At 46.9% G+C, this 17,558-nt stretch carries 18 protein-coding genes and 1 riboswitch; of the genes, 6 read left to right on the forward strand and 12 right to left on the reverse strand.

All coding sequences use genetic code 11. From position 1 onward, the window contains the following. Window positions 1-137 precede the first annotated feature (137 nt). The 8 genes from B4F99_RS06700 to pta form a co-directional block, all read right to left on the reverse strand. Window positions 138-581, reverse strand: a complete 444-nt coding sequence (locus tag B4F99_RS06700) for a GDYXXLXY domain-containing protein (protein ID WP_214856243.1) — start codon at window positions 579-581, stop codon at window positions 138-140. Then, window positions 578-1,765 (reverse strand): DUF2157 domain-containing protein, encoded by a 1,188-nt coding sequence (locus B4F99_RS06705; RefSeq protein WP_214856245.1) that lies wholly within the window; start codon window positions 1,763-1,765, stop codon window positions 578-580. The genes B4F99_RS06700 and B4F99_RS06705 overlap by 4 nt, the downstream gene beginning before the upstream one ends. A gap of 167 nt (window positions 1,766-1,932) precedes the next feature. Then, complete coding sequence (locus tag B4F99_RS06710) at window positions 1,933-3,912, reverse strand: methyl-accepting chemotaxis protein (protein ID WP_290756160.1); 1,980 nt, start codon at window positions 3,910-3,912, stop codon at window positions 1,933-1,935. A 154-nt stretch (window positions 3,913-4,066) separates the two neighbouring features. After that, entirely contained in the window at window positions 4,067-4,366 is a 300-nt protein-coding gene (locus B4F99_RS06715) for a rhodanese-like domain-containing protein (protein WP_035411426.1), read from the reverse strand. Window positions 4,367-4,486: 120 nt separating this feature from the next. Next, entirely contained in the window at window positions 4,487-5,863 is a 1,377-nt protein-coding gene (locus B4F99_RS06720) for an amino acid permease (protein ID WP_290756162.1), read from the reverse strand. A 220-nt stretch (window positions 5,864-6,083) separates the two neighbouring features. Then, window positions 6,084-7,385, reverse strand: coding sequence for a nucleobase:cation symporter-2 family protein (locus B4F99_RS06725; protein ID WP_290756164.1), 1,302 nt, complete (start codon window positions 7,383-7,385; stop codon window positions 6,084-6,086). Further along, complete coding sequence (locus B4F99_RS06730) at window positions 7,382-7,966, reverse strand: xanthine phosphoribosyltransferase (protein ID WP_290756166.1); 585 nt, start codon at window positions 7,964-7,966, stop codon at window positions 7,382-7,384. The genes B4F99_RS06725 and B4F99_RS06730 overlap by 4 nt, the downstream gene beginning before the upstream one ends. Window positions 7,967-8,041: 75 nt before the next feature. After that, a riboswitch (purine riboswitch) is annotated at window positions 8,042-8,141 on the reverse strand. 70 nt (window positions 8,142-8,211) lie between these two features. Further along, entirely contained in the window at window positions 8,212-9,198 is a 987-nt protein-coding gene (gene pta / locus B4F99_RS06735) for a phosphate acetyltransferase (RefSeq protein ID WP_290756168.1), read from the reverse strand. 343 nt (window positions 9,199-9,541) lie between these two features. Between pta and hemQ the strand changes: the two genes are divergently transcribed. Further along, window positions 9,542-10,318, forward strand: a complete 777-nt coding sequence (hemQ, locus tag B4F99_RS06740) for a hydrogen peroxide-dependent heme synthase (protein ID WP_290756170.1) — start codon at window positions 9,542-9,544, stop codon at window positions 10,316-10,318. Window positions 10,319-10,410: 92 nt separating this feature from the next. Beyond that, window positions 10,411-10,560, forward strand: a complete 150-nt coding sequence (locus B4F99_RS06745) for a hypothetical protein (RefSeq protein ID WP_023466754.1) — start codon at window positions 10,411-10,413, stop codon at window positions 10,558-10,560. Between the two features lie 96 nt (window positions 10,561-10,656). Here B4F99_RS06745 and B4F99_RS06750 read toward each other — a convergent pair whose 3' ends face one another. Both B4F99_RS06750 and B4F99_RS06755 read right to left on the reverse strand, forming a co-directional pair. Beyond that, window positions 10,657-11,025: a DUF423 domain-containing protein gene (locus B4F99_RS06750; protein ID WP_023466753.1), complete on the reverse strand. Its 369-nt coding sequence runs from the start codon at window positions 11,023-11,025 to the stop codon at window positions 10,657-10,659. Window positions 11,026-11,027: 2 nt separating this feature from the next. Further along, window positions 11,028-11,633, reverse strand: a complete 606-nt coding sequence (locus B4F99_RS06755) for a trimeric intracellular cation channel family protein (protein ID WP_023466752.1) — start codon at window positions 11,631-11,633, stop codon at window positions 11,028-11,030. Between the two features lie 165 nt (window positions 11,634-11,798). Here B4F99_RS06755 and B4F99_RS06760 point away from each other — a divergent pair, with 165 nt between their 5' ends. The 4 genes from B4F99_RS06760 (at window position 11,799) to B4F99_RS06775 (ending at window position 16,231) form a co-directional block, all read left to right on the forward strand. Next, entirely contained in the window at window positions 11,799-13,427 is a 1,629-nt protein-coding gene (locus tag B4F99_RS06760) for an ABC1 kinase family protein (protein ID WP_290756172.1), read from the forward strand. Window positions 13,428-13,568: 141 nt separating this feature from the next. Beyond that, complete coding sequence (locus B4F99_RS06765; RefSeq protein ID WP_290756188.1) at window positions 13,569-14,420, forward strand: GRP family sugar transporter; 852 nt, start codon at window positions 13,569-13,571, stop codon at window positions 14,418-14,420. A gap of 18 nt (window positions 14,421-14,438) precedes the next feature. After that, on the forward strand, window positions 14,439-15,224 hold the full coding sequence (locus B4F99_RS06770) for an SDR family oxidoreductase (protein WP_035411459.1): 786 nt from the start codon (window positions 14,439-14,441) through the stop codon (window positions 15,222-15,224). Window positions 15,225-15,256: 32 nt separating this feature from the next. After that, the gene (locus B4F99_RS06775; protein WP_214856255.1) at window positions 15,257-16,231 is read left to right on the forward strand and encodes a cation diffusion facilitator family transporter; all 975 of its coding nucleotides are present in this window, start codon (window positions 15,257-15,259) and stop codon (window positions 16,229-16,231) included. 40 nt (window positions 16,232-16,271) lie between these two features. Here B4F99_RS06775 and B4F99_RS06780 read toward each other — a convergent pair whose 3' ends face one another. Further along, window positions 16,272-16,982: a thermonuclease family protein gene (locus B4F99_RS06780; RefSeq protein WP_035411464.1), complete on the reverse strand. Its 711-nt coding sequence runs from the start codon at window positions 16,980-16,982 to the stop codon at window positions 16,272-16,274. 75 nt (window positions 16,983-17,057) lie between these two features. Further along, the coding region (locus B4F99_RS06785; protein ID WP_290756175.1) for an SDR family oxidoreductase at window positions 17,058-17,558 on the reverse strand (501 nt) is incomplete at its 5' end.

Genomic DNA, 17,558 nt, shown 5'->3' on the forward strand with positions numbered 1-17,558 from the left:
GAAATCGTCTCATTTCCAGCAACAGAGACTCTCTATCGATTTCTGATCACTTTACTCTTCCCATCTACACATGCAAATTAAGTTGTCTGAAAATTTAAATTAATAGTACAACCGTTTTATTCCTGGCGCAAGGTTTTTTACTCAGAAATCTTTAAATTCGTCGTCCGGATCATTCCCCATGGTGACACATCCGCACGGACTTCCAGTGCTTTTGCTTTTTCGTATTGTTTTCCGCTTCCCTGTTCGACATAATACTGCGTCAACTGCGGAATCGATACATATTGATCGTAATAATCGCCGGCGACACTTCCGAAGAATCGTTCATTCGAAATCCGATCGATTTGAGCATAACCGGAAGCATCCGTTTTGAAGCTGACATAGACACGTCCATTTTGAATCCACGGACCAGGTTTTAAATCTGGGTACTGAAGCATCACGTATTCGCCGTAAACGGGATCAAACGGATCAAACGGTTCTGCCCGAAAACGGTACGATGTCCCGAACCAGGAGGTCGCAAAAAAGCTGACGATCAACAGACCGACGGCGCATGTCTGCAATATTGGTATCAGATAACGCTTCATGACGCCACACCTCCTTTACGGCGTAACCACCATAAGACACCGGACAATAGGAAGATGAGGAGCGCACCAATGAGGAAAAATAAGGACATGTTTAAACGATCCCATGCATATATGACATATATCGCAATTTGAACGAGAATAAAATAGAGAAAGGCTGGCCAGACGACTGCATGACGGCGTTCTCGATATAACAGATACAGTAGCGCGGATAATTCAAAGAGAATGGCAAGTAGAATTGCCTGTTCATCAATCCAGAGTACTCCGACGAATCCAAGCGGTACGATGAACAACAATCCACGACGTTTTTGATAGAGAAAGATTCCTAGACCGGTGGAGACGATAGCTAACAGTACCGCTTCTGTCACGGAGGGTAATACGACGTTTGATTCCGCACGAACGGATAAATAGATGATCGAACTGATAGCAGCGACGACCAGATAGACCATCTCGACGATACGGCGATTGGATTCCTCACGAACAAGCCAGAGAACTGGAACAAGCAAAAATAGCGTCCAAATCGGCCAAAGGAATCCGTCATATGATACGAGGAGAAACAAGGATAGACCGCTGAAAAAAAGAAACAGCCAGCTAAATAACAGCGACGGCAGACGTTGGCTGAAGTAAAACCAACTGAACGACAACACGACCATCAGACCGAACGATGTCCAGTCGAGATAACTCGCCTGCTCCTGACCAAAACCACCAAGGCTCGTAAAGATCGTCCATCCGGATAGGAAGGCGACGACACCATATGCTTCATGACGCCAAAGCATATAATGCACTAACGCGGCGACAAACATACACCAACTGAGCAGTGATCCTTCCATCGGCAAGTGAAAACTTTGAACAACTACGAGAATCGAGGCGCCAAACGCTAGGATTCCACCGATTCGAAAGACGACCGGATGAAGAATACGACGACGTTCCGAAAGATCCGCCATGATGTAACAAATCCACATGAGTGCTACGACAAGTCCGATTTTCCAGCCGATCGGCATCGCTTGCCAGTTGGCAGCTAAAAAGCTGAATACAGCCAAGACGACGAAGGTCCCTCCAACAATCAACAAGAGCGGAAGGCGTTGTTTCGTTGAACGTTGCTTTTCATAGTTCATGATTCGTTCAACGGTCGCTTCATCCAAAAGACCTGCATCTTGCCACTCTCTTATTTTACGAAACTGCTTCACCGTACCCACCTCCTTCGAAGTGTTAGATACTAATTAAATTCCCGATTTAACACTGTCTCAAGCCCAGATTCACAGGGATTATAAGCTATTTGTTCCGTTTGTCACCGAATGTTGACAGACAAAAAAACAAGGAAGACGGGCTTCCTTGCCTTTTTTGATTTGATCATTTAAACACGGAAACGGGCAACGAGTACCTGTAGTTCTTCCGCCATATCGGATAATACTTTGGCGGATTGCGAAATCTCTTCCATCGCACTCAACTGTTCTTCCGTCGTCGCTGCGACTTGTTTCGAAGCGGACGAATTCTCTTGCGCGATATGTGCGATTTCCGTCGCTGACGCAGATACTTCTTGGACGTTCGCTGCAATTTCTTCGACCGTCGCCGTCACGTCTTCGATCCGTGGCGTCATTTCCTGCGTTCGTTCGAGAATCTTTTGGAAACGCTCTGCTGATGCTTCTGTCGTCGACAAACCGGCTTTCGTCTGTCCTGAGACTTCCTTCATCATCGTGACCGACTGATCCGTCTCCTGTTTAATGTTTTGAATCAGCTGTGCAATCTGTTTCGTTGAATCCTGTGATTGCTCTGCTAGTTTACGCACTTCACTCGCAACGACAGCGAATCCTTTTCCATTTTCGCCTGCGCGTGCTGCTTCGATTGCTGCGTTCAGTGCTAACAAATTGGTTTGCTCAGCGATACCGTTGATGACATCGACGATTTTTCCGATTTCATTCGAACGATGGGCGAGTGAGCTGATGACACCACCGAAGTTTTGAACGGAGGCATCGATTTCTTTCATCTGCTCAACGTTCTTCAGCACAGCAACTGTTCCATTCTCGGCTTCTGTTGCCGTTGAACGTGACAATTCCGAGACATCGGTTGAGCTCTCAGCGATTCGCATGATGCCTGCTGTAATCGATTGGAGCGAAACAGCATTCGCATCGAGTTGACGTTTCGATTGATCCGCCCCTGCTGCGACCTGTTGAATCGATCCCGCGATTTGCTCAGAAGCGGAAGTCGTTTGGGCAGAGTTCGCCATCAATTCCTGAGAAGAGCCAGCTACTTGTGTAATCGACTGATCGAGATTAATGATGATCGAACGGAGTGAGTCAACCATGACGTTAAAGCTTTGGGCGACTTGACCGACCTCATCATTTGATTCAACGATGACGGGCTCCGTCAAATCACCAGATTGAATCCGTTCTGCTCCACGTGTTAAATGACCGAGTGGGCGAAGAATCGAGCGAAGAATGAAGTAGATGAAGATGGCTGCGACGAGCAACATCCCGCCGATGACAGCAAGCGTCGTCCAAAGAATACTAGATGTCGCACCCGTGATTTCATGATCGTACAGTGTTCCAGCAACCTTCCACTTCGTCAGGTCGTTCGTCATGAAGTCCATCTGTTTGCCTTTGTTTTCAAACTCATAGCCAAACTGTCCTGCTGGATTAGCGTAAAGTGATGACACCCATTTGCCTGTCGCTTTCTCACCTGGTTTTAATGTCGGATGCGTAACGATTTTTTTCGTAGAATCAAGAATCATTACGTATCCTTCTTTTCCGATTTTGATCTTTTTCGCGATTTCCGCGATCCGGTCGACATCGACATCAATCGCCACGACACCTCTTCCGTTACCTGTCGTCTGCGAGAGCGTGACCATCATCTTGTTCGAGGCAGCATCGACGTACGGATCCGTGATGACGACCTTGCCACCTGCTGCTTCTGCCGATTGATACCACGAGCGTTCCCGTGGATCATAATCATCTGGCATGACCTGTTCCGGGAAAATATTCATATCCCCGTCCGTCGTCGCGAAATAGATGTTCGCCGCCTGCGGATGCATATCGAGATATTCAGTCATTTTTTCCTTTAACGCAGCATTTTGTTTTTCTTTTTGATAGAGCGTTCCGTCAATTCGGTCCGCAAAAAAGGCGACATCGCGCCGCATCGGATCAATGATGTTTTGGATCTCATCATTCATCCGGTCGACTCCACTATGAGCAGATTGAAGAATCTGTTCCGTCATCTTTTGTTTCGCAAGGTCATATGCGACAAAGCCGATTACTAATGCAGGAATCATCAAAAGTAGAATCGATGTCACGATTAATTTTTGTTTGATGCTCATTGTTCGTTTGATCTTTTGTTCCATGTGTCACTCCATTCTCGAGTGCAAGGACTCGCTATTCTACCTTCTCTATCGGAAGAATAACGAAAAATGTTCATAGAAAAATCGGTAAACGTGTACTAGTTCACATGAAAAAAGACGACTCAGTTCGAGTCGTCTTCCTTAGTAACGCTTACCCTTATGCTTCTTGATCGCCCTTCCAGTTCATCATACCGCCTTCGACGTTGACGATGTCGTATCCATATTGCTCGAGGAAACGACCGACGTTTTCGCTCCGCGCACCCGCTTTACAGATCAAGTAGTAGGTTTCGCCTTCTTGCAATTCCGTATAGCGTTCGCCGATCTCAGACATCGGAAGGAGGCGGACGTTCGGAATATGTCCTGCATCGTATTCATCCTGCTCACGGACGTCGACGACATGCAACGCCTCACCTGCCTCTAATCGCTCTTGTAATTCATCTACATGAATCGTTTTCATCTCGTATGACCTCCTGTATGGTTCTGTCGTAAGTGTAGCAAATCTATCATTAAAACAAAACGAAACGGTTTGATACGAAGCGTCAAAAAAGCGGATCCGTTTCCGGATCCGCTCGTTTCCTTATTCTCCTGATGCCTGACGCGTCGACTGACGTGTCTCCTTATGCATTCCCCGTGCATAATAGACAGCAATCAGAATCGCATACCACAGTGGTCCAACGACCAGAGCGATCCGTGTACTTGCGTCAAATGCCATCAAGACGATGACACCGGCAAGCGCCGCGAGGGCGATATAGTTCGCAATCGGGAAGAACGGAACACCAAATTCTGCTGAACCGTGTACTTTCCGTGCTCGCATCTGAGCGATCAAAATCATTGCCCACGTCCAGACGGCGCCAAACGTCGCAATACTCGTAACGATCGCAAAGACGTCTTCCGGTAAGAAATAGTTCAAAGCGACACCGACGAGCAATGCGACACCTGAAAGAATCGTAGCCAGTGCCGGAACACCGTTTTTCGAGATTTTCGAGAAACGACGTGGTGCTTCACTGTTCTCGGATAAGTTCATCATCATCCGGGCTGTCGAGAAGATACCCGAGTTACATGACGAGAGTGCTGCCGTTAAGACAACGAAGTTGATGATGCCGGCTGCTGCCGGAATACCAAGTGAATCAAATAATAATACGAACGGACTGCTGTTGTTCGCACCGACTTGATCCCATGGATAAATCGATAAAATGACGAAGAGCGCCCCGATGTAGAATACTAAGATTCGAAGGAAGACGTTGTTAACAGCTTTTCGAATCGTTTTCTTCGGGTTCTTCGCTTCCCCTGCTGTGACCCCAATCACTTCAATTCCTAAGAAGGCAAACATGACCATCTGCATGGCAAGGAGTACTCCACCGAATCCGTTCGGCAGGAATCCACCATGTGACCACAGGTTCGAAATCCCAACCGGTGTGCCGCCGTTTCCAAGACCAATGACGATCGTCAAAGTTCCTAAGATGATCATGGCGACGATCGCGACGATTTTAATCAACGCAAACCAAAATTCGAATTCACCATAAAATTTAACAGCAATGAAGTTGATGCTCGTCATCAAGACAAGTGCTGCTAGTGCCCATACCCACCCCTGGGAATCTGGGAACCATACTTTCATGTAAATACCGACTGCTGTGATTTCCGCCATACACGTAAAAATCCAGAGTAACCAATAATTCCAACCTGTTAAAAAGCCAGCTAATGGACTGACATACTTCCGGGCATACTCCGCAAAACTACCAGCGATCGGCTCCCGCACCGCAAGCTCCCCAAGTGCTCGCATGATGATGAAGATGATAATACCACCGATTAGATAACCAAGTAAGATCCCTGGACCTGCCAGTTGGATCGCTTTCGCTGATCCAAGGAAGAGTCCAACACCGATTGCCGCCCCCAGCGACATGAGTGTAATGTGACGTTCTTCCAGTCCCCGATTCAACTCTGTCTGTTGTTTCATTTTTACGACGTCCTTCCAGTCTCTGTTTGTTTCTTAGCAGTTCCCCGTACCGCTACGTTGTCAGTATAAAGAAGATGTGTCGATTTTGTAAACGTTTTCAATGTATATTTTTCACTAAATCCACATACTCGGAATATTCTGATTACGTTAGCAGTATAAAAAAGGAACTACCTGCTACTATGTAGTATACAGGATAGCTCCTTTCGGAAAGTTACAATTGTTATTCAACTTTAGCAAGTGGCACATCTGCTGTTTCGGACTTCCCGGTCAATCGGAAGATCCCGTTCAATAACAATGCTGTTAGTGAACCAGCGACGATCGGGCTATCCGTCAAAACGCGAATTTGTGATGGGAGACCTGCTACGATTTCAGGATTCATGCTAATTCCTAGACCAATTCCGAGCGCGAGTGCCACCGTGATGACGTGCTCGTTCTTCGAAAAATCGACCCGTGATAGGATACGGATCCCGCTTGCCGCGACCGTTCCGAACATGATCAACATCGCTCCACCAAGAACAGGTTTTGGAATCAATGTCGTAAACGTCGCTACTTTTGGTAAGAAACCGAGCAAGATCAAAAATCCACCCGCAAATAAAATGACTTTGCGTGTCTTTACGCCAGTCAACTGAACGAGACCGACGTTTTGGCTATAGGTCGTGTAAGGGAAACTATTGAAGATACCACCAACGATCGTCGCGACACCCTCTGCTCGGTAACCACGCGCTAGATCCTTATCCGTTAAACGACGGTCCGTGATTTCACCAAGTGTCAAGAACACACCTGTCGATTCAACCATCGAGACGAGACCAACGAGCGTCATTGTCAAGATGGCAGTTGCATTGAATGTCGGTACACCGAAGTAAAATGGTGTCACCATTTGGAACCATGACGCTTCTGCCACCGGACTGAAGTTGATCATTCCCATGCCAAATGCAACGAGTGTACTGATCATCACAGCAATTAAGACAGCTGCCGCTTTTGAGAAGACCGTACCGTAGCGATTCAAGATTAAAATCAAGACAATCGTTAATCCGGCGAGTCCGAGGTAACGTAAGTCACCAAAGTCTTTCGCTCCCTGTCCACCTCCGATATCGTTGATCGCAGCCGGAATCAAGGAAATCCCGATGATCGTCACGACGGAACCAAGGACAACCGGTGGGAACAGGACCGCGATCTTACTAAACCAACCTGAAATGACGAGAATGATCAGCCCACTGGCAATCAAAGCACCGTAAATCGCTGTAATGCCTTGAAGACTTCCAATCGCAATCATTGGACCGACTGCTGTAAAGGTACAACCAAGTACGACGGGAAGACCAACACCTGTGTATTTCGTGACGAGTACTTGTAATAAGGTCGCAACGCCACACATGAAAAGATCAATCGCCACTAAATAAGCAAGTTCTTCTCCTGACAATCCGATCGCACTCCCGACGATCAGTGGAACAACAGCTGCTCCCGTGTACATCGCAAGCACATGCTGAAGTCCGAGACTGGCTGCTTTGAAGTTTGATAGTCTCATACGGTCACCGAGTCGACGAATGTCGCTTTTCCGTCCTTCAATGACTCAACACGCGCGAGTGACTCGACACGGAATCCAGCTTCGATCAGTTTTTGACGTCCCGGTTGGAACGACTTTTCAATGACGATTCCAAATCCAGCGACTTCTGCCCCTGCCTGTTCAACGAGACGAGCGAGACCAAACGCCGCTTCTCCGTTTGCGAGGAAATCGTCGATGATCAAGACACGTTCACCCGGTTGCAGATATTTTTCTGCGACCGTGATCGTACTCGTCTGTTGTTTCGTAAACGAGAAGACTTCAGCTGAAATCGTTCCTTCGTTCAATGTGACCGATTTCGTCTTACGGGCATAGACCATCGGTACCCCTAAACGGAGCGCCGTCATCATTGCCGGGGCAATACCACCCGCTTCGATCGTCAAAATCCGCGTGATCCCGGCATCTTGGAAACGATCCATGAACTCATAAGCGATTTCCCACATCAAGGTTGGATCGACCTGATGGTTTAAAAAAGCATCCACTTTCAATACTTGCTCCGATAAGACGATTCCCTCTTGATTAATCATATCGTGTAGACGTTTCATACATGCATTCTCCTCTTTAAAAACGAAAAAACGTACAGCCGCTACCCGGGGGCAGCCACTGTACGCCAAAAAAGAGAGCAGTAACTCACCACCCGTAGTCGGACCGTTACGGCGATCCGGTAGAGACTCGTGGGCCAATTCCCACTATTATACGAGCGTTGCTATACGTTTACGTTTCGTGATTTTCGTGATGTGTACCATTGTACGGGGTTTCCCGAAAAAGTAAAGACTTTTTCACACCGTGCTTAGGCTTGGCGTTCTTCGACTGCTTGTGCTGCCGTGATGATTGCGAGTTTGTAGACATCTTCTTCATTACAACCGCGTGAAAGATCGTTAACCGGTTTGTTCAAACCTTGAAGAATTGGGCCGATAGCTTCGAAGCCACCAAGACGTTGTGCGATTTTGTAGCCAATGTTTCCAGCTTCAAGACTTGGGAAGATGAAGACGTTCGCTTGACCCGCGACATCTGATTCTGGTGCTTTTGATTTCGCGACACTTGGAACGAATGCTGCATCGAATTGGAGTTCTCCATCGATTGCAAGTTCTGGTGCGCGTTCTTTCGCGATACGCGTTGCTTCAACAACACGCTCTGTCTCTGGTGATTTTGCTGAACCTTTTGTCGAGAAGCTGAGCAATGCGACTTTCGGATCGATCCCGAATGTTTTCGCTGTTTTCGCAGATGCGATTGCGTTTTCTGCTAGATCGTTCGCATCAGGTGCGATGTTGATCGCGCAGTCTGCGAAGACGTATTGCTCATCGTCACGAACCATGATGAAGACGCCAGATGTTTTTTTATAGCCTTCTTGCATTTTAATGATTTGAAGTGCCGGGCGAACCGTATCTCCTGTCGCATGCATCGCACCCGATACGAGACCTTCTGCTTGTCCAGTGTGAACGAGCATTGTACCGAACGTGTTCACGTCTTTTAAGATGACAGCACGTGCTTGCTCTTCTGTTGCTTTCCCTTTACGACGCTCAACGAACGATGCGACGAGCTCATCAATGCCAGCGTAAGAAGCAGGATCAATCGTATCAAGTCCAGTTACATCGATGCCGTTCGCTGTTGCTGTTTCTTCAATTTGTACACGTGGTCCGATGACGACTGGTGTGACGAGACCATCTTTCTTCAAACGAACAGCTGCGCCAAGAACACGCGCGTCAATTCCTTCTGGGAAGACGATTTTTGGTTGGTGCGCTTTAATCTTTTGTTCTAACATATCGAATAATTGCATGAGTTTCTCTCCTTTTTAAGTAAACACGACGTCGTCGATTTGATCCATTTTCTTTTCCACCGTTTATTATACACAGTTCTCAATCGTTGTTAAAACAATTTGCAAAAAAGTTATCTAACAAAAGCACTGAAGCCATATTCACTGACTATTACAGTTCTTTTAAAGAATGGTACAGAGACTTTTCCAAGTAAAATAATGTCCCTTTTTCCTTTTACCCATTCCCTGCTTTTTTCATGTGTTACGATCTCATGGACAAAACCTTTTTAGACAAAGCCTTTTATATAGAATGTGATAAGATAGGATATGGAAAAAACAAATTATTTCAGACTCAGGAGGTCATCCCATGCAACACCAAACATCTGAACCGACTGCTACGCAACAAGCCGCTGAAACACTCGACGGCTGGTATACATTACATGATTTCCGCCGAATCGATTGGTCACGCTTGAAACAAGTCGACGCGACAGACCGTGCGCGCATGATTGAAGAATTCCAAGCCTTCCTCGCAGAGCTTTCTGGGGTGGAAGAAGCTAAAGACGGAAGCCACGCACTTTATACAATCATTGGTCAAAAAGCGGATCTCGTCTTGATGGTTCTTCGTCCTACGATGGAACAAATCCAAGACGTCGAAGTCAAGATGCAGAAACTCGATCTCTATGATTATTTGATTCCGACATATTCTTATGTCTCTGTCGTCGAGCTTGGTACGTACCGTGGTTCAGGCGAAGGAAACCCATACGAAAATCCATACGTGCGTGACCGCCTCTATCCGATCCTGCCACAAGCGAAGCACATCTGCTTCTATCCAATGAGCAAGTCACGTCGCGATGGCGATAACTGGTATACACTCTCAATGGAGAAACGAAAAGAGCTCATGTATCGTCACGGGATGATCGGTCGGAGTTACGCTGGGAAGATTCAGCAAATCATCGGCGGATCAACTGGATTTGACGATTGGGAATGGGGCGTTACGCTCTTCTCAGATGACATTCTTCAGTTCAAGAAAATCGTCTATGAAATGCGTTTTGACGAAGTCAGCGCGAAGTACGGTGAGTTCGGTGAGTTCTTCATCGGCAACCGTCTCGAAAGTGAACAATTAAATACTCATTTTGCACTTTAATGTGTTGAATGACGTTTGATTGAAATATCTCATGGGAATATACTCCTTGCGGCTATAAAACAGTAAGTTGAATGACGTAAGGAGGAATTACCATGGGGAATGCTATGAACCGATCGACACGATCGCGTGAATTGCAATTCGCTGTGCTTTCAAAAGAGCTGAAACCGGTTGCAGATCGTGTACTGGATCGCTATGAGCAAGCATTATCGAAGCTAAACAAAACACAAACGACAAAGCGGTGAATCCGTTTTAATACCTACGCCTACTCTATCGTGAGTAGGCGTTTTTCATATGAAAAAGACCGTGTTTCTCCATGAGTGAAGAAACACGGTCCGTTCTCATAATCCTTTATAGGCACCAATTGCGACAAAGATCCACGCCGCGATGAACAAGACGCCACCGATTGGTGTGATGGCACCCAGTTTCGTCACGTTCGTCAATGCCATGACGTACAGACTACCTGAGAAGAAGACGATTCCGGCGAGCATCAGCCATGCAGCCAATGACCATTGTGGGATCGATGCCTTTAATAAGAGTCCTCCGAGTGCTAGGATGCCGAGCGAGTGTACCATCTGGTAAAGTACGCCTGTCTGCCAGTTCGCGAGCATCCGCTCCGTCAACATATCTTTTAAGGCGTGTGCACCGAATGCACCTAGTGCGACCGATAGCATCATCGAGATCGCGCCAATCATAATGAATACTTTCATACTTATTCTCCCCCTAACCGTCGTGCTGGTAAATTCCATTCATAATAATACGATAGCATACGTAAAACCGTGATGAGTCCAAGCAATGTGAACAAATGTAGGGGATTCGTCAATTGGAAGCGATCAATCACGAGTGCAGCCATGACAGCCCACATCGCATAAATCTCTTTATGCAGGACGAGTGGTTTCCGACCTGCGAGCAAATCGCGAATCACACCACCACCAACACCGGTCAGCACAGCAGCCGAAATCGTCGCTGACAGTGGCAGTCCTTTTGCTGTTGCCATCAGGGCGCCTTGAATCGCAAACGCAGACAACCCGAGCGCATCCGCGAGGACACCCCAACGTGTCCAGTGCGGCAAGAACAACTGGGGTAACATGAAAATCAACAACGCAACGAGAATCGCGACTAAAAAGAGACCACCTTGCGACCAGAGAGCAGATACTGGTACACCAATCAATAGATTACGAATGGCACCACCACCAAATGCTGTGATCAAAGCAAGTAACCAAACGCCGAATAAATCATATTTTTCTTCCATCGCGACGATCGCGCCACTCATCGCAAAAGCGACCGTGCCGATGATATTCAATAAGTCCCAGGACATGCGCACATTTCACCTTTCTACAAAGAAATTCCAATACTTACTATACTCTCTTTTTAGTTTCCGTAAAGCATTAATTTTCTGTCACCGTTTCGACCGTTTGCGAGTGACGTTTTTAGGTAAAGTAACCTATACTGAAACAAACTGTACAGGAAGCTAGGTGACCGTATGAAACGTTGGGCGCTTTATCGCATCGTCGTCATCGTGACGATGTTCGCACGTTACATCTTTACGATCTATCGATTCACCCGGAAAAACCGGCCAGGTACGAACAATGAAGAATTTGAGCGCATCATGATCCGAATTGCGCGTGACTATAAGAAAAAAGCATTACGGTTAGAAGGATTATTGATCAAGCTCGGTCAGTTCTTATCGATTCGAGCCGATCTATTTCCTCCGTCCGTCTTGATGGAACTGACCGAACTGGTCGATAAAGTGCCTTCAAGTAAACTTGGAGAGTCACGAAAGATCATCGAAGAGGATTGGGGTCTGCCGATCGAAGAAATCATCTCGGATATCAGTTCCCGTCCTGTCGCTTCTGCCTCGATTGGTGAGGTGTACAGCGGAACCTTAAAATCAAATGGTAAAAAAGTCGCGATCAAAGTCCAGCGACCGAATATCGAACAAATCATCAAAACCGATTTCCGTGCCATGCGTATCGTCATTGCCATGTTGCGCCGGACGTCGTTAAACAAATCGACTGATTTGCAAAGCTTATATCGCCAAATGGTCTTCGTCATCGGGGATGAATTGAATTACCGGACCGAATTAAAAAACGGTCTCTACTTTAAAAAGATGTATGAGACGAACCCCGTCATCTATATCCCGAGTTATTATGAAGAACATTGCACGAATCGGGTGCTCGTCATGGAATGGATCGAAGGGACACGCATCACGGATCTCGATTATCTAGCGGAACATCAGATTGATCGTGACGAACTAGCACGTAATCTCTTCTTGAACGCTGGGGAACAATTATTGTTCGGCGGGAAATTCCACGCCGATCCGCACCCAGGCAATGTCCTCGTCCAGTCCGATGGCAAAATCGTCTTGCTTGATTTTGGGATGATCGGAGCGACGACGCCCGATGATATGCGCGCGATCCAGCGGATTCTTCAGTCCTTCGTCACATTGGATTACGATGCGATCGTCGATGGTTTAGAAGATCTACGATTCTTATTGCCAAATGCGAATAAGCAAAATATCCGACAAGCAATTGAAAAAGCAGTCACGTTCTATCTCGAAAGTGATATGGAAAACGTGGATACAAAACTGATCGAGAAGGTCTTATCCGATATCGAATTGCTCGTCCGAAATGAACCAATCCAGCTTCCTGCTGAGTTTGCTTTCTTTGGACGTGCCGCATCAACGATTCTTGGAATCCTTCAGATTCTTTCACCGCAAATCAACCTGCTGGAACTCGCTAAACCAATGGTTCGACGCTGGCTCGATGACGAAGGGAAAAATCAAAACCGTTACCTACAGATTGCTGGTTCTTACGGCGCGCGATTGCTCGCCTTCCCGCGTCTTGTTAACGATGCCTTAAGCGAACCGACACGTTGGCGGATCATGGAGCAACAAAAGTTCTCTCGTGTTGCGAACATCGAGTCACTCAAAATCCGACAGTGGACGAGTTCGCTCGTCGGGATCATCAGCCTGCCTTTTAGTTATCTCGGCTATTATTTTACGCAGTACGACGTCATGGGCATTTCCTTGACGATCGCTGTCATCGCTTTATGGAACGGTCGCCGGATTGGACGACAAATCGTCCGGATCGCCGATGAACCATTTCGCTAAATGAAACGACCGTACACGTCCACCTCGGTGGACGTTTTTTATTTCAGAATAATTCATCTTCACACCATAAGGTTTTTCCTAACGCCTTGTGGGGTACAACTTCAAGTAGAGAGATAATAGTAAGGAGAGGTGAAACACTTGATTGATATTCTAATTGCCATCGTTCCCGCATTGATGTGGGGATCGTTACCGCTTGTCGTTTCGAAAATCGGAGGTTCAACGGCGCAACAAATCATCGGTACGACTCTGGGTGCGTTGCTTTTCGCGATCGTCACCTTCTTTTTTGTCAGCCCAGAGCTGTCTACGACCGCTTGGGTTGCCGGATTCTTTTCTGGTGCCTTTTGGGCACTTGGTCAAAAAAATCAATTTGCCGCATTTCGTCAAATGGGTGTCTCAAAGACGATGCCTATCTCAACAGGGATGCAACTCGTCGGAACATCGTTGTTCGGTGTTCTTGCTTTTGGCGAGTGGTCAACGACCACTGCCTTGATTCTCGGAATCAGTGCGCTTGTATTGATCATTGCCGGAGCAGCTTTCACGTCTTATAAGGAAGATAAGAGTAAAGAAGATGAGAATATCGGCAAAGGATTGACGCTCCTCCTCATCTCGACTGTCGGATATGTCGGATACGTCGTCATCGCCCGCTGGTTTGATATTAATGGCTGGGAAGCCGTATTGCCACAAGCGATCGGGATGGTCGTCAGCGCCATTCTTCTTTCTTTACGAGAAGGAGACCTCTTCACGAAGAAAACAGCTGGCAATATAGTTGGTGGACTCATGTGGGCTGTCGGAAACGTCGCTTTACTGTTTGCTACGGCAAAAGTTGGAGTCGCAACAAGCTTCTCCCTTTCTCAAACAGGTGTCGTCATCTCAACGATTGGTGGCGTCCTCTTGCTGAAAGAAACGAAAACGAAGAAAGAGATGACCTTCGTCATTATCGGTTGTATTTTAGTCGTTGCTGGTGGAATCATGATTGGATTTACGAAACAATAAATGAAGGAGTGAAGCATCATGTATGAAAGTTTAAAAGGAAAAGTTGCCGTTGTAACAGGTGGATCAATGGGAATCGGTGAAGCTATCGTTCGTCGTTATGCAGAAGAAGGCATGCGTGTCGTCATCAACTATCGCAGCCACCCGGAAGAAGCGAAAAAAATCGCTGAATCGATTCAAGAAAAAGGTGGGGAAGCCTTTATCGTCCAAGGGGATGTCTCAAAGGAAGATGATATGATCAACCTTGTGAAAGAGACGGTGGCTCACTTTGGTCAGTTGGATGTTTTCGTCAATAACGCGGGAATCGAGATGCCGTCAGCGTCCCACGAGATGTCGCTCGAAGATTGGCAAAAAGTCATCGACGTCAACTTAACAGGAGCTTTCCTCGGGGCACGAGAAGCACTGAAGTACTTCGTCGAACATGATGTCAAAGGTAGTATCATCAATATGTCGAGTGTGCATGAAATCATTCCGTGGCCGACATTCGTCCACTATGCTGCGAGTAAAGGTGGCGTCAAATTGATGACACAAACCCTTGCGATGGAGTATGCACCAAAAGGAATCCGGGTTAACGCGATTGGACCTGGTGCGATCAATACGCCGATTAACGCTGAAAAATTCGAAGATCCAGAACAACGCAAAGAAGTCGAGAGCATGATTCCAATGGGCAACATCGGGAAACCAGAAGAGATTTCTGCCGTTGCCGCATGGCTTGCATCTGACGAAGCAAGTTATGTCACAGGGATCACACTCTTTGCCGACGGTGGCATGACACTTTATCCGTCTTTCCAAGCAGGACGCGGTTAACCTATTTTGAGTAGACAAGGAGAGAACCGCTCATGACCACTTTTTTCTCATTGATCCGTCGCGGAAATAAGTCAGCCCTTGCTGCCGCCATCGTCAATACGATCATTGCCGCGATCAAGTTCGTCGCCTATATCTTAACTGGGAATGTAGCGATGTTCGCTGAAATGATGCATACGATCGGTGACGCAGCGAACCAGTTCTTCGTCTACATCGGTTCTGCTCTCAGTAAAAAAGCACCAACGAAACGGTTTCCGAATGGTTTTGGTCGCCTTGTGAATCTCGTCTTACTTGCTGCGATCATCGTCGTTGCATTGCTTGCTTACGAGACGATTCGGGAAGGCATCTTGCATATCACACACGGTCCTGGCGAAAAAACGAGTGGTTTGTGGATCATCCTGACGGCACTTGGCATTGGTGTCGTACTGGAAGTCGGAGTGTTCTATAAAGCGATGAAAGAAATCGCACATGAGACGGGACTCAAATCGAGCGGACTGACACTTGTTGGTCAAAGCTTCGCCCATCTTGGACAAGCCAAACCGGCGACACGTCTTGTCTTCATGGAAGATCTTGTCGCAACTCTTGGTGGCGTCATCGCCATTATCGCTGTCCTGATTTCGCATTATACATCGTTTTATCAAGCAGAAGGCATTGCATCCATCTTGATTGGACTCATGATGTTTTATGTCGTCTACAACGTCTTTATTCAAAATGCTGCCGGTGCGCTCGGTGAGGTTGATGAAGTACTGACAGCCAAAATCGGTGAAATCTTGTTACGTGATGAAGCGGTTCGGGACATCGAAAAACTTGAAGTTATCAAGGAAGGAGATCACTTCCATGTCGAAACGGAGATTGAAGTTGATCCCAACTTGACAATTGCGCAAGCGGACGACATTAAAGATCGACTCGAATTGCAAATTCGCATCCTTAAAGGAATCACCGATGTCACGATCTCCTTTGATGAAGATGATAACGTACAGCAGTATCAACCACCGCCACCACCTGTATGATAGATAAAAGCCATCGCTAGCGATGGCTTTTTTGCGTTTATCAGCGTGTTGCCCGGACGAATCCGGCTTCTTGTGCTTCTTTCTCCGTACAGAACCGTTGCTCCGGCTTCACTTCATTATAAGATTGACCACCCGGGACATGGTAAATTTTTTTACCTGACCGATTGATATTACCTTTGATATCGCAGGATTTCGTTTCTGTAATCGCTTGAACATTGAATCCGCGATTCGTGACGTAGCCATCGTGCTTCCAGATTTTCTTCTTTGCCTGCTTGGCTTCCTGTTCGATCTGTTCAAACACATCGACATAACGTGTGTCTGGTTCATAGACGAACGCCACACGCGCAAGACCTTTTCGGAGTAACTCTTGATTCAACATTTTATCTCCGTACCAGACATATGCGAGCAGTCGTCCGTATCGGTCAGTCCGGGAATGATCACGCTCCAACCGAATAGCTGTCCCGCTCGGTAATGTCTCTTTTGTAAACGCTGAAGCTTCCGTTCCATAAGGTTGAACCGGCGTATCCGGTTTAACAGTTTCCGGTGTATCGACGAGCAACAAACGAACATCCTCCGTTTTCCCGTCTGCTAGCCTCACTTTTAATGTATCCCCATCGATGACGCGTTGCACCGTCGCTTTCGTAATCTTTTCATCGTCTGGTTGCTTGATGCCAAGCAGATCGGTTTCTTCTGGTGCACAACCGATGAGGACGAATAAAAAAAGTAGACTTATGAATACAGATCGTCTCATTTCTATTTCTCTCCTTTCCATGAAAATACGGATTCGGTCAATGTCCGAACCCGCATACGTCACCTTGTTCATAAGTTAGTCTGCTGATAGAACTGTCTCTACTTCGTTACGGTTTGTATAAAGTGTATAGAACGCTTCCGCTACGTTTTTCGGATCAAGTGCCGTTCCACGCTTCACTTCTCCGGCAATCGTGACGGTTCCGACGTAGACACCGTCTTCCTTCAACGTATCATGGAGCATGTGCGTCACTTGACGAACGCCTGCCTTGCCAATCGAAAGCCCTGGTAACGATTTGATTGCTTGCATCGCAGCGCCACCTCCTGTAATCAGGATGGCGCCGTCTTTTCGTTCCTGCATCGAAGGAGCAACGAGTTGTGCGGCATGCAGTGCACCGAGAACATCGATCTCGAACTCTTTCGTAATCTGTTCTGCCGAGACTTCAAGGACAGATGCTTGATGTAAAATCGAAGCATTATAGACTAAGACATCGATTTGTCCATACTGCTCCTCTGTCCATTCGATGAGTGATGCGATATCGGCTTTTCGAGAAGCATCACATTCTACCCCCACCGCCTC

The organism is Exiguobacterium sp. UBA3491 (assembly GCF_002377745.1).
GTDB lineage: Bacteria > Bacillota > Bacilli > Exiguobacteriales > Exiguobacteriaceae > Exiguobacterium_A.